The following is a 14,917-nucleotide window of genomic DNA, read 5'->3' on the forward strand; positions in this document are numbered from 1 at the left end:
CGCTAATTTTTCCGGTTTGCATTCGTTTCATAGGGACGACTTGCCTTTGTGCCTTGTGCCCACTGATTCCGGATACCTCAGAAATGAATGCTGAAGACGCCTTGAAACTTGCTCGCCGGTTTATCGGGTTGCCCCTGGAAAAGCGCCGGATGTTCCTGGCCGCGTTGGCCAAGGAGGGCGTGGAGTTCAGCGGTTTTCCCATTCCCCGGGGCGTCGAGGCCGAGGATCGCCAGGCGTTGTCTTATGCCCAGCAGCGCATGTGGTTTCTCTGGCAACTGGAGCCGGACAGCAGTGCCTACAACCTGCCGGGAGCGGTGCGGCTCAAAGGTGCGTTGAGCCTGCCGGCGCTGGAGCAAGCCTTCGCCAGCCTGGTGGCCCGTCATGAAACCCTGCGCACGGTGTTCCAGCGCCAGGCCGACGACAGCCTGCTGCAAGTGCCCTCCAGCACCGCGCTGGTGATTGGGCGCAAGGACTTCAGTGCCTTGCCGGCGGCCGAACGCGAGCAGGCAGTGCGCCAGGCCGCCGAAGCCCAATCGCTGCAACCCTTCGACCTGTCCAGCGGCCCTTTGCTGCGGGTCGAACTGCTCACGCTCGATGAGCGGGAACATGTCCTGCTGCTGACCTTGCACCACATCGTCTCCGACGGCTGGTCGATGAACGTATTGATCGACGAATTCATTCGCTGCTACGACGCCCATGAAGCGGGCGTGGCGCCGCAACTGGCCGACTTGCCGATCCAGTACAGCGACTACGCCCTGTGGCAGCGGCGCTGGCTGGAGGCCGGCGAGCTGCAGCGTCAACTCGATTACTGGCAAACGCAGTTGGGCGACGAGCACCCGGTGCTGGAGCTGCCAATCGACTATCCACGTCCGGTGCTGCCGAGCTATCGCGGTCGTCGCCTGGAGCACGTGGTGGACGCCGCGTTGGTCGAGCAACTGCGCGGCGTTGCCCGCCAGCATGGGGTCACGTTGTTCATGCTGCTGCTGGGGACTTTCAATATCCTGCTGCATCGCTACACCGGACAAGACGACTTGCGGGTTGGCGTGCCGATCGCCAACCGCAACCGCCGGGAAATTGAAGGGCTGATTGGTTTCTTCGTCAACACTCAGGTATTGCGGGTGCAACTGGACGGCCAGACCCGCCTCGACGACCTGTTGCGCGACATCAAGGAAACCGCCCTCGGTGCCCAGGCCCACCAGGATCTGCCCTTCGAACGGCTGGTCGAGGCGCTGAAGCTCGAGCGCAGCCTGAGCTACAACCCGTTGTTCCAGGTGATGTACAACCACCAGCCGGAAGTGGCCGACGTCACCACGCTGAAAGTCGGCAGCGGCCTGGAGTTGGGCGTCATCGAGTGGGAATCCCGCAGCACCCAGTTCGACCTGAGCCTGGATACCTACGAAAAGGGCGGGCACTTGCACGCGGCGTTCACCTACGCCAGTGACTTGTTCAACCCCGACACCATCGAGCGCATGGCCCGGCACTGGACGCTGCTGTTGCGCAACATCGTCAACGACCCGCAGCAGCGTGTCGGTGAACTGGCGTTGTTGGCGCCGGCCGACTATCGGCAGTTGGTGACGGAGTGGGGGCGCCACGACACGACCTGGCCGAGTGAGCGCCCGGTGCATGAGCTGTTCGAGTTGCAAGCTGAACGCAGCCCGGACGCCATCGCCTTGATCTGCGATGGACAACGATTGAGCTATGGCCAGCTCAACGCTCGATCCAATCGCCTGGCGCGCACGTTGGTGGCGGCGGGTGTCGGTCCTGACGTGTTGGTGGGCATCGCCGTCGACCGGAGCTTGGACCTGGTGGTGGCCATTCTTGCCGTGCTCAAGGCCGGCGGTGCCTACGTGCCGTTGGACCCCCAATACCCGGTCGATCGCCTGCGATTCATGATCGAAGACAGCGCCAGCCGTTTGCTCTTGAGCCAAAGCCATCTGCTTGAACGACTGCCTGTGCCCGACGGCGTGCGTTGCCTGTGCCTGGATCAGGCCGAGTCCTGGGAGAGCGCTGAGCCAGGCAATCTGCAACGCAAGGTGTGGGCCGAAAGCCTGGCCTACGTGATGTTCACCTCCGGCTCGACCGGACGGCCGAAAGGTGTCGGTATCAGCCACGGTGCGCTGAGCAAGCACGCGTTCGCCTCGCAGTACTATTACGGCTTGAGCCGCGCCGACTGTGTGCTGCAATTCGCGACGTTCAACTTCGATGCCTTTGGCGAGCAACTGTTCGGCCCGCTGACCTGTGGCGCCTCGGTAGTGCTGCGGGGCAACGAGGTATGGGACAGCGAAACCCTGTATCGCCAGATCGTCGAGCAGGGCATCACGGTCATGGACTTGACCACCGCTTACTGGAACATGATCGCCAAGGAATTCGCCGCTGTCGGTCCGCGTGACTATGCGGCGCTGCGCCAAGTGCACAGCGGTGGTGAAGCCATGCCGCCCGAAGGCGTGCAGGCCTGGCGCCGGGCCGGGCTGGAGCAGGTCAAGCTGCTCAACACCTACGGCCCGACTGAAGCCACGGTCACGGCCACCACCCTCGATTGCAGCGATTATGTCTTCAATCGCCGGCCACTGCCGCTGACCCTGCCCATAGGTCAGCCGCTTCCAGGCCGGCATGCCTATCTGCTCGATGCGCACCTCGCACCTACGCCGGTGGGGGTGACCGGCGAGCTGCTGATTGGCGGCGAGTTGCTGGCGCGCGGTTACTTCCAGCGCCCGGCGTTGACCGCCGAACGTTTTATCCCCGATCCGTTTTCCACCAGCGGTGCGCGCTTGTATCGCACCGGCGACTTGGCGCGTTTCAATGCCTTGGGCGAAATCGAATACGTGGGCCGCGTTGACCATCAAGTGAAGATCCGCGGCTTGCGCATCGAGTTGGGCGAGGTCGAAGCACGTTTGCTGGAACTGGCGGCGGTCAGTGAAGCCGTCGTACTGGCGGTGCAGGGCGGCAGCAGCCTGCAACTGGTGGGTTATGTGGTGCCCCAGGACACATCGCTGGTGTCGGCCTCGGCGGATGAACAGGGCGCGGCGCGGGAAACCCTCAAGGCGCAACTCAAGGACCGCCTGCCGGACTATATGGTGCCGACCCAGCTGTTGTTCCTTGGGCAAATGCCGCTGAGTCCCAACGGCAAGCTCGACCGCAAGGCCTTGCCTTCAGCGGATGCCAGCCAACTGCAACAGGCCTTTATCGCCCCTAGCAGTGAACTGGAGCGAGGCATCGCCGCCATCTGGCAGGACGTGCTCAAGCTTGAACAGGTCGGCTTGACCGACAACTTTTTCGAGCTGGGTGGCGACTCGATCATCTCGATCCAGGTGGTCAGCCGCTCGCGTCAGGCCGGGATCCATTTCACCCCCCGTGACCTGTTCCAGCATCAAACCGTGCAAGGCCTGGCGAGCGTCGCGCAGCAGGGCGGCAGTGGGCTGGTCATCGATCAGGGACCGGTCATTGGCGAGCAGCCGTTGCTGCCCATCCAGCAGGTGTTTTTCGAGGACACCATTGCCCAGCGTCACCACTGGAACCAGGCGGTCTTGTTGCGCAGCCATCTAACGTTGCAGGCACCGGCGCTGCTACAGGCCCTCAACGCATTGCTGGCGCATCACGATGCCTTGCGTTCGCGCTTCATCGAAACCCCTGACGGCTGGCGTGCAGAGGTGGCACCGATCGCGGTCGATCCTGAGTTGCTGTGGACGGCGGACAACCTGAACACCGCCGAGCTGGAAGCTCTCTGTGTCAAGGCCCAGCGCAGCCTCGACCTGCAAAATGGCCCGCTGCTACGGGCGGTGCTGGCGAGCATGGCCGATGGCAGCCAACGTTTGTTGTTGGCCGTGCACCACCTGGCGGTGGACGGCGTGTCGTGGCGCATCCTGCTGGAAGATCTGCAACGGGCTTATCAACAGGCCAGCGCTGGCGCCGTCATCAAGTTGCCGGCCAAGACCAGCGCCTACAAGGCCTGGGGCGAACATTTGCGGGCCTACGCCAGCACTGAGAGCGTGCAGGCCGAACTGACGTTCTGGCAGCAGCAACTGCAAGGCGCTGTGGTCGATCTGCCGTGGGATAACCCCCAAGGCAGCCGGCAAAGCCGTTACGCCAAAGTGCTGCACAGCCGTCTCGACAAAACCCTCACCCAGCAATTGCTGCAACAGGCTCCCGCAGCGTATCGCACCCAGGTCAACGACCTGCTGCTGACCGCCCTGGCACGGGTGATCTGTCGCTGGACCGGGCATGCCGACACCTTGATCCAACTGGAAGGCCATGGCCGCGAAGAGTTGTTCAGCGACGTCGATCTGACCCGCACGGTCGGCTGGTTTACCAGTCTGTTCCCAGTGCGGCTGACCCCGGCCGATAGCGTGGGTGCCGCGATCAAGCAGATCAAGGAACAGCTGCGGGCGATCCCGAACAAGGGCATTGGTTTCGGTGTGCTGCGCTACCTCGGCGACGACACTTCACGGGCCCGTCTCAAGGCCTTGCCATTGCCGTGCATCACCTTCAATTACCTCGGCCAGTTCGATGGCAGTTTCGATGCCCGGGAAGGGGCGCTGTTCAGCCCCGCGGGCGAAAGCGCTGGGCTGGAGCAGAGCCTTGATGCGCCCTTGGACAACTGGCTGGGTGTCGAAGGCCAGGTCTACGACGGCGAGCTTGACTTGCGTTGGACGTTCAGCCATGAGCAATTCAACGAGGCGACCGTCGCCCGCCTGGCCGATGACTATGCCCGCGAACTGGAAGCGCTGATCGACCATTGCTGCCAGGCCGATGCCATGGGCACCACGCCGTCGGACTTCCCGCTGGCGCGCATCACCCAGGCGCAGTTGGACGCGATCCCCGTGCCGGCTGCCGCCATTGAAGACGTTTATCCCCTGTCGCCGATGCAGCAAGGCATGCTGTTTCACACCCTGTACGAGCAGGGCACCGGTACCTACATCAACCAATTGTGCGTGGATGTCGATGGCCTGGACCCCGAGCGTTTCCGTGCGGCGTGGCAGGCGACCATGGATGCCCATGAGATCCTGCGCAGCGGCTTCATCTGGCAGGGCGAGTTGCAGCAACAGTTGCAGATCATCCACCGCCGTCTGGCGCTGCCCTACACCGTGCTCGATTGGCGCGAACGCCATGACGCCGCCCAGGCCCTCAAGGATTTCATTGCCGCTGACCTGGCCCGGGGCTTCGACCTGACCCAGGCCGGGCTGCTGCGGGTCACGCTGATTCAACTGAGCGATGAGCGTCATCACCTGATCTTCACCAACCACCATATTTTGATGGATGGCTGGAGCAGCGCGCAGATGCTCGGCGAAGTCCTGCAACGTTATGCCGGTCAACAACCGCCGCGCCCGGTCAGCCGCTACGCCGATTACATCCAGTGGTTGCAGCGCCAGGACGCCGCCCTTAGCGAAGCGTTCTGGCTGGAGCAACTGGCCGATCTGCAGGAGCCGACCGTGCTCGCGAACGCTGCGGCGGCGAGTGCTGAAATGCGCAGCGAAAGCGGCCACGCGCTCAAGCATTACACGCTGGCCGTGCCGCGCACGGAACGGCTCAACGCGTTCGCCCGCCAGCAGAAAGTCACCGTCAACACCCTGGTGCAAGCGGCGTGGCTGTTGCTGTTGCAGCGTTACACCGGCAGCGCCTGTGTGGCGTTCGGCACCACCGTGGCCGGGCGGCCGGCGGAGCTGGTGGGCATCGAGCAACAGGTCGGTCTGTTCATCAATACCTTGCCGGTGATCGCAGGCTCCCGCCCGGACCAGACGGTCGCGGCCTGGCTGGCCGCCGTGCAGGCACAGAACCTGAGCTTGCGCGAGTTCGAGCACACGCCGCTGGCGAGCATCCAGCGCTGGGCCGGGCAGGGCGGTGGTGCGCTGTTCGACAGCCTGCTGGTGTTCGAGAACTTCCCGATTTCCGCGGCGTTGCAACGTGGCACCGCCCAAGGTGTGGTATTCGGCGAAGTCGCCAACCAGGATCAGACTCACTACCCGCTGACCCTGGGCGTGACCTTGGGCGAGACGCTGGCGCTGCACATGAGTTTCGACCAGGCGCATTTCAGCGTCGCGACCATTGAGCGCCTGAGTGCACAACTGCTGCACCTGCTGGAGCGCTTTGCCGACTCCGGCGAGCGTCGCCTCGGCGAGATCGCCCTGGCCGATGACGAGGAACACAGGGCGCAACAGGCTGCCAACCACCCGCAGCCATACCCGACCGACATCGCCGTACACCAGCGCATCGCCCATCTGGCGGCGCTCAAGCCCGACGCGACGGCGGTGATCTTCGACGGCCAGCGGTTCAGCTATGGCGACATCGACCGGCGCGCCAACCAGTTGGCCCACGCCTTGATTGCCCGTGGCGTGGCCCCGGAAACCCGGATCGGCGTGGCCCTGCCGCGCAGCGAAGGGGTGATTGTCGCACTGCTGGCGGTGCTCAAGGCCGGTGCGGCCTATGTACCGCTGGACACCAGTTACCCACGGGAACGCTTGGCCTACCTGATCGAGGATTCGGGGCTGGCGCTGTTGCTCACCGATTCCCGAGTGTCGGCGCAATTGCCGCTGGAGGGCGCCGATCAAGTGCTGGAACTCGATCGCCTGGACTTGAGCCTGCAATCGGCAGATGCACCGTCGGCCAGCGTCGATCCGCAGAACCTCGCTTATGTGATCTACACCTCTGGTTCCACTGGCAATCCCAAAGGTGTGAGCGTGGCCCATGGTCCGCTGGCGATGCATTGCCAGGCCATCGGTGAGCGCTACGAGATGCGCGACAGCGATTGCGAATTCCATTTCATGTCCTTCGCCTTCGACGGTGCCCATGAGCGCTGGCTCACCAGCCTGACCCACGGTGCCTCGCTGCTGATTCGCGATGACAGCCTATGGACCCCGGAGCAGACCTACAACGCGATGCGCGAGCACGGTGTGACGGTGGTGGCGTTCCCACCGGTGTACCTGCAGCAACTGGCCGAACACGCCGAGCGCGAGGGTAACCCGCCGAAGGTGCGCATCTACTGCTTCGGCGGCGATGCGGTGCCTAACGTCAGTTTCGAACGGGTCAAGCGGGCCCTGGATCCGGACTTCATCATCAACGGCTACGGCCCGACCGAAACCGTGGTCACCCCGTTGATCTGGAAGGCCGGTCGCGAGGTGGCGTGTGGTGCTGCCTATGCGCCCATCGGCAGCCGCATTGGCGACCGCAGTGCCTATGTGTTGGACGCCGACCTGAACCTGCTGCCCCAAGGCATGGCCGGTGAACTGTACCTTGGCGGCAGTGGGCTGGCCCGGGGTTACCTGAACCGTCCGGGCCTGACCGCCGAGCGTTTTGTCGCCGATCCGTTCAGCACTGAAGGCGGCTTGCTGTACCGCACTGGCGACCTGGTGCGCCAGCGCGCCGACGGCACCTTCGATTACCTGGACCGCATCGACAACCAGGTGAAGATCCGTGGCTTCCGCATCGAACTGGGTGAAGTCGAAGCCAGCCTGCAAGCCCTCGACGGCGTGCGCGAAGCGGTGGTCGTGGCTCAGGAAGGGGCAGCTGGCAGTGGCAAGCGCCTGGTCGCCTACGTGGTGGCCGATGAGTCCGTGGGTGATGCTTTCGCCGAGCTCCTGCGCGAACAACTCAAGGCGACCTTGCCGGCGCACATGGTCCCGGCCTATCTGCTGCTGCTCGACCGCCTGCCGCTGACCCCCAACGGCAAGCTCGACCGCAAGAACCTGCCCAAGCCCGACGTCAGTCAATTGCAGCAAACCTACGTGGCACCGCGCAGCGCGCTGGAACAGCAACTGGTGTCGATCTGGCAAGAAGTGCTCAAGCTCGAGCAAGTGGGCCTGCGGGACAACTTCTTCGAACTGGGTGGCGATTCCATCGTCTCGATCCAGGTGGTCAGTCGCGCACGGCTGGTCGGTATCCATTTCACGCCGAAGGATTTGTTCCAGCACCAGACCATCGAGGCCCTGGCCGCCGTGGTACAGACGGGCGCGCCTGTGCAATTGATCGACCAGCAACCGGTGACCGGCGAAACCGCACTGTTGCCGATTCATCAATGGTTCTTCACCCAGCCGATCCCCGACCGCCATCACTGGAACCAGTCGGTGATGCTCAAGCCGACCCAGGCGTTGGATGCCCAGGCGCTGGAACGGGCCTTGGATGCGCTGGTCGTGCACCACGACAGCCTGCGCCTGGACTTTATCGAACAGGGCGAAGGTTGGATCGCGCGTTATCGTGATGTCGAGGCGCCGGCCGCCGGCACGCTGCTCTGGCAAGCCGACGTCATCGATCTCGCTGCACTGGAAGTGCTGGGCAACCAGGCCCAGCGCAGCCTGCGACTGGAGGGCGGGCCGCTGATCCGTGCGCTGCTGGCGAACCTTGCCGATGGCACGCAGCGGCTGTTGCTGATTGTCCATCACCTGGTGGTGGACGGTGTGTCCTGGCGGATTCTGTTCGAAGACCTGCAAAGCGCTTATCGCCAGACCCTCGCCGGCGCGGCGGTGCAACTGCCGGCCAAGACCAGCGCGGTCAACGCCTGGACTGCAGCATTGCAGGGCTACGCCGCCAGCGCGCCCTTGCAGGCTGAGTTGGGCTTTTGGCAGCAACAGTTGCAAGGCGCCTCGGCGGGGTTACCGTGGGACAATCCCCAGGGCGGCCAGCAACACCGCCAAGCCGTGACGATCCGCACGGCACTGGATAAAACCCTCACCCGGCAACTGCTGCAGCAAGCCCCGGCGGCCTATCGCACCCAGGTCAACGACCTGCTGCTGACGGCGCTGGCGCGGGTGATCGTGCGCTGGACCGGTGATGACAGCGTGTGGGTGCAGCTCGAAGGCCACGGCCGTGAGGATCTGTTCACCCACGTCGACCTGAGCCGCACCGTAGGCTGGTTCACCAGCCTGTTCCCCGCGAAACTGACCCCGGCTGCCGATCTTGGCGCCTCGCTCAAGCAGATCAAGGAACAACTGCGCACCATCCCCAACAAGGGCATTGGCTTCGGGGCCTTGGCGCACCTGGGCGATGAACATGCGCGTCAAACCCTGCAAGGCTTGGCGAAACCGCAACTGACTTTCAACTACCTCGGTCAGTTCGACGGCAGTTTCGATAGCGCCGACGATGCCTTGTTCGTGCCCACCACCGAGCGCGGCGGTGAAGAAGTGAACCTGCAAGGCCCGCTGGGCAGCCCGCTGGCCCTCGACGGCCAAGTGTTCGGCGGTGAGCTGGACTTGAGCTGGACCTTCAGCGGCGACCTGTTCAATACCGCGACCATCCAGCGCCTGGCCGATGACTACGTGCAAGAACTCACGGCGCTCATTGCCCATTGCTGCGACAGCCACAGCGGTGGCGTGACGCCGTCGGATTTCCCGCTGGCGCGGCTGACCCAGGCGCAACTGGACACCCTGGTCCGACATCCCCAAGCCATCGACGACCTCTATCCGCTGTCGCCGATGCAGCAGGGCATGCTGTTTCACTCCCTGCTAGGGCAAGGCAGCGGCGACTACATCAACCAGATGCGCCTCGATATCGAGGGCGTCGATCCGCAACGCTTCCGTGCGGCCTGGCAAGCGGTGGTCGATGCCCATGACATCCTGCGTACCGGGTTCTTCTGGCAGGGCGACCTGGCGCAGCCGATGCAAATCGTCCAGCGTCAAGTCGAGGTGCCGTTCCGTGTGCTCGACTGGAGTGAGCGGACTGATATCGAGGACGCCCTGCAAACGGTTGCCGACGAAGAGCGTGCCCAGGGTGTGGAGCTGACCCTGGCGCCGTTGATGCGTCTGGTGCTGGTGCGCACGGCGACTGATCGGCATCACCTGATCTACACCAACCATCACATCCTGATGGACGGCTGGAGCAGCGCGCAGTTGCTCGGCGAAGTGTTGCAACATTACCGCGGCGACAGCGTGGCCCGTCCGGCTGGCCGTTATCGCGATTACATTGCCTGGCTGCAACGCCAAGACGCGAGCCTCGGCGAAGGGTTCTGGACGCAACAGTTGCGCACGCTGGACGAGCCGGTGCGCCTGGCCCAGGTGTTTGCGCGCCCGGCGCAGGACGTCTCGGCGAAGCTGTACGGCCATCACCGCGTACAGCTGGATGTGCAGCAGACCCAACGCCTGGCCGAGTTCGCCCGGGAATCCAAAGTCACCGTCAACACCTTGGTGCAAGCGGCCTGGCTGTTGCTGTTACAGCGCTACACCGGCAAGGCCAGCGTGGCGTTCGGCGCGACGGTGGCGGGGCGGCCGGCGGACCTGGTGGGCGTCGAGGGCCAGATCGGTCTGTTCATCAACACCTTGCCGGTCATCGCCAGCCCGCGTCCGGAACAGAGCCTGGGCGACTGGCTGCACAGCGTCCAGGCGCAGAACCTGGCCTTGCGCGAGTTCGAGCACACGGCGCTGTTCGATATCCAGCGCTGGGCTGGCCTGGGCGGCGAAGCCTTGTTCGACAACATCCTGGTGTTTGAGAACTACCCGATTTCCGAAGCCTTGGAGCAGGGTGCGCCTGAAGGCTTGCGTTTCGGTGCCGTGGATAACCTGGAACAGACCAATTATCCGCTGACCCTGCTGGTCAGCCTCGGTGCCGAGTTGGCGGTGCAGTTCAGCTACCAGTGCGCCAGTTTCACCGAGGCCTCTGTCGAGCAGATCGGCCTGCACCTGCAACGCTTGCTGCTGCAAATGACCGACGCCGGGCAACGTTCCTTGGGCGAGCTGAGCTTGCTCGACGAGCGCGAAACCCGCCAGCACGTGCAAGGCTGGAACGCCACCGCAGCCAGTTATCCACAGGCGCGTTGCGTCCATCGGCTGTTCGAGGCCCAGGCCCGCCAAACGCCGGATGCCACGGCGCTGGTGTTCGCCGAGCAGGCGCTGAGCTACGCCGAACTCAATGTCCGGGCCAACCGCCTGGCCCATCGCTTGATCGAACAGGGCGTGGTGCCCGATCAATTGGTCGGTGTGGCGCTGGAGCGCGGCGTGGAGATGGTTGTCGCCTTGCTGGCGATCCTCAAGGCCGGTGGCGCCTACCTGCCACTGGACCCGGCGTTCCCCCAGGACCGCCTGGCGCACATGATCGAAGACAGCGGCATCGAACTGCTGCTGACCCAACGTTCGCTGCTCAACCAGCTACCGCTGTCCGGTGGGAGCGAGCCTGTGGGAGCAAAGCTTGCTCGCGATGGCGGTGGTTCAGTCAATGGTGATGGTGGGTGTACCGACGCTATCGCGAGCAAGCTTGGCTCCCACAGGCTATCCCCCACAGGGGCCGGGGTTGGGGTCGAGACATTGGTGTTGGATCAGGAGGGTGACTGGCTCGACGGTTATGCCTGCGAGGCGCCGACGACGCGTCTGGACGCGGAGCACTTGGCCTACGCGATCTACACCTCCGGCTCCACTGGCAAGCCCAAGGGCGTGATGGTGCGACATGGGGCGCTGGTGAATTTCGTCGCCAGCATGGCCCGCGAACCGGGCATCACGGCCGGTGATCGAGTGCTGTCGCTGACCACGTTTTCGTTCGATATCTTCGGCCTGGAACTGTACGGCGCGCTGCTGAGCGGTGCCTGCGTGGTGCTGGTGGACAAGCAGAGCGCTCACGACCCCGAGGCGCTGCTCAAGACCATCGACCGGCAACAGGTCAGCGTGGTCCAGGCCACGCCGTCGACCTGGCGCATGTTGCTCGACCACCCGGCGTCCGCCTTGCTGGCCGGGCGCAAATGCCTGTGCGGTGGCGAGGCGTTGGCCGAGGACCTGGCCGAGCGGCTGCTGGATGTCGCCGGCGAGGTCTGGAACCTGTATGGCCCGACTGAAACCACCATCTGGTCAGCGGCCTACCGCTTGACTGAAGAGCAACGCGTGCCGTACCTCGGCCGGCCGATTGCCAACACGTCGCTGTACATCGTCGGCGATCATTTCGCGCCGAACCCGGTCGGGCTGATCGGCGAACTGCTGATTGGCGGCGACGGCCTGGCCCGAGGTTACCACGCCCGTGCGGCGCTCACCGCCGAGCGCTTCCTGCCGGACCCGTTCGGCAACGGTGCGCGGGTGTACCGCACCGGTGACCTGGCGCGCCAGCGTAGCGACGGCGTGATCGAGTACAACGGTCGGGTCGACCATCAAGTGAAGATCCGCGGTTTCCGCATCGAACTGGGGGAAATCGAAGCCTGCCTGCTGGCCCAGGACGCGATCCGCGAAGCCGTGGTGGTGCCCCAGCAAGGGCCGGGTGGCCTGCAGTTGGTGGCCTACCTGATTGCCGCCCATCCAGAGACTGCGGAACCCGCGACCCTGCGCGAAACCCTCAAGGCGCAGCTCGCGCCGTCGCTGCCCGACTACATGATGCCGGCGCATTGGCTGTTGCTCGAACGCTTCCCGCTGACCCCCAACGGCAAGCTCGACCGCAAGGCCCTGCCGCTGCCGGACGCCCAGCAACTGCTGCGTGCCTACGTGGCGCCACAAGGCGCGCTCGAACAGGGCATCGCCGACATCTGGCAAGACGTGCTCAAGCTCGAACGGGTAGGGCGCGACGACAACTTCTTTGAACTGGGTGGGCATTCCCTGCTGGCGACGCAAGCGACGGCGCGCCTGCAAATGCAGCAAGGCGCCGCGGTGCCCCTGGACTTGCTGTTCAGCACCACGTCCCTGGCCGACTACGCCGCACAACTGGCAGCCCACCTGACCCCTCACTCCAGCGCCGACCTGAGTGAGATGCATGATTTCCTGGCAGACCTGGAGACCCTTTGAATGACTCAGCTCGATAACCTGTCTCTGGTTCAGCGATTCATCCGTTTACCGCTCGCCCAACGGCAAGCGTTCCTGCACAAGCTGCACAGCAAGAACATGAGCCTGGCGACATTGCCGATCCCGGCGATGCGCGACGAATTCGAGACCCTGGACCTGTCCTACGCCCAGGAGCGCCAGTGGTTTCTCTGGCAACTGGACCGTCACAGCGCCGCCTACCACGTGCCCACGGCGCTGCGCCTGCGCGGTGCCCTCGACCTGCCCGCGCTGCAACGCAGTTTCGACGCCTTGCTGGCCCGTCACGACGTGCTGCGCACGGTGTTCGTCGACAGCCCGCAAGGACCCCAACAAGTGGTGCAGGCGCGTTTGAGCCTGGCGATCGAGCCGGAAGCAGCGGATGAGGCCGCGCTCAAAGCGCTGATCGACGACGAAATCTGCGGGTTGTTCGACCTGCAGCAAGGACCGTTGCTGCGGGTCAAGCTGCTGCAATTGGCGGCCGACGACCATGTGCTGGTGCTGACCCAGCACCACATCATTTGCGATGGCGCCTCCGCACGGATCATGGTCAACGACCTGGTCCAACTTTACGCCGCCCACCGCAGCGGTCAGGCACCGACCCTGGCACCCTTGCCGATCCAGTACGCCGACTATGCGATCTGGCAGCGCAAATGGATGGAGGCCGGCGAGCTAGAGCGACAGCTGGCCTACTGGACCGAACGGTTGGGCGATGGCGGCGAAGTCCTGCCGTTGCCAACGGACCGCCCGCGCCCGGCACGGCAAAGCCATCACGGCGCACGCCTGGACCTGCGCTTCGACGCCGGGCTGACCCAGGGCCTGAAACACCTGGCCCAGCGCGAAGCCTCGACGTTGTTCATGGTCTTGCTGGCGTCGTTCCAGGCCTTGTTGCACCGTTACAGCGGCCAGTCGGACATCCGCGTCGGCGTCCCGGTCGCCAACCGCAATCGCCCGGAAACCGAAGGCCTGATCGGCTTTTTCGTCAACACCCAAGTGCTCAATGCCCAGGTGCGGGGCGATCTGCCTTTCGCGCAATTGCTGGCGCAGGTCAAGCAAGCCTCGCTGGGGGCGCAAGCCCATCAGGATCTGCCGTTCGAGCAGTTGGTGCAGGCCCTGGCACCGCAGCGACAGGCGAGCCACAGCCCGCTGTTCCAGGTGATGTTCAACCACCAGAGCGGCGGCACAGCCCAGGCTCTGCAACTGCCGGGGTTGCAGGTCGAGAGCCTCGACTGGAGCTCCCACACTGCCCAGTTCGACTTGACCCTCGACACCCACGAGACCGACGGTGAGCTGGCCGCGTCCCTGAGCTACGCCACCGACCTGTTCGACGCCAGTACTGTGCAACGCCTGGCCGAGCACTGGTTGAACCTGCTGCACGGCATTGTCGCCAATCCCCAGCAACGCATCGGTGAGCTGCCGTTGCTGACGGCCGCCGAGCAACAGCAACACATCGGCCAATGGAACCCGGCGCCGCGCAGCTTCCCAGGTGAGGCCTGCCTGCATCAGCGCATCGCCGAACAGGCGCGCTTGCGTCCTGGTGCCGTCGCTTTGCGTTTCAACGCCCAAACCCTGACCTACGGCGAGCTCAACGCCCAGGCCAACCGTCGCGCCCATCAGTTGATCGCCCACGGCGTTGGCCCGGATGTATTGGTGGGGCTGGCGGTCGAGCGTGGTTTCGACATGCTGGTCGGCCTGCTGGCGATCCTCAAGGCCGGCGGTGCCTACGTACCGCTGGACCCGACTTATCCCCAGGACCGTTTGGCCTACATGATGCAGGACAGTGGCATCCGCTTGCTGCTGACCCAAGCGGCCCTGGTCGATCAACTGCCGGTGCCGGACGGTGTGCAAACGCTACTGCTGGACGCCGACGTCAGTGCATTCGCCGGCAGCGATCCGCAGGTGGCGATGGACGCCGAAAACCTCGCTTATGTGATCTACACCTCCGGTTCCACCGGCAACCCGAAGGGCACTTTGCTGCCGCATCACAACGTGCTGCGCCTGTTCGAGGCCACCGCGCCATGGTTCAACTTCGGCGCGGCGGATGTCTGGAGCCTGTTCCATTCCTACGCGTTCGACTTCTCGGTCTGGGAAATCTTCGGCGCGCTGCTCCACGGTGGCGAGCTGTTGATCGTGCCATACGACATCAGCCGCTCCCCGCAGCAGTTCCACGAGTTGCTGTGCGACGCCGGGGTGACGGTGCTCAACCAGACGCCCTCGGCGTTCAAGCAATTGAT

The 14,917-nt window shown here is 64.4% G+C and carries 2 protein-coding genes; both read left to right on the forward strand.

The window, feature by feature from the left end; all coding sequences use genetic code 11:
- Positions 1-83 precede the first annotated feature (83 nt).
- The gene (locus AC3A5O_RS28170) at positions 84-12,671 is read left to right on the forward strand and encodes a non-ribosomal peptide synthase/polyketide synthase (protein WP_487753991.1); all 12,588 of its coding nucleotides are present in this window, start codon (positions 84-86) and stop codon (positions 12,669-12,671) included.
- Positions 12,672-14,917, forward strand: a 2,246-nt coding sequence (locus AC3A5O_RS28175) for a condensation domain-containing protein (RefSeq protein ID WP_487753992.1), incomplete at its 3' end; no start/stop codon positions are given.

Source organism: Pseudomonas sp. Soil_N_39 (genome assembly GCF_057655955.1).

What these genes read in the sequence shown, in the direction of transcription:
- AC3A5O_RS28170 (WP_487753991.1), top strand. Translation starts at nt 84, where the DNA reads ATGAATGCTGAAGACGCCTTGAAACTTGCTCGCCGGTTTATCGGGTTG.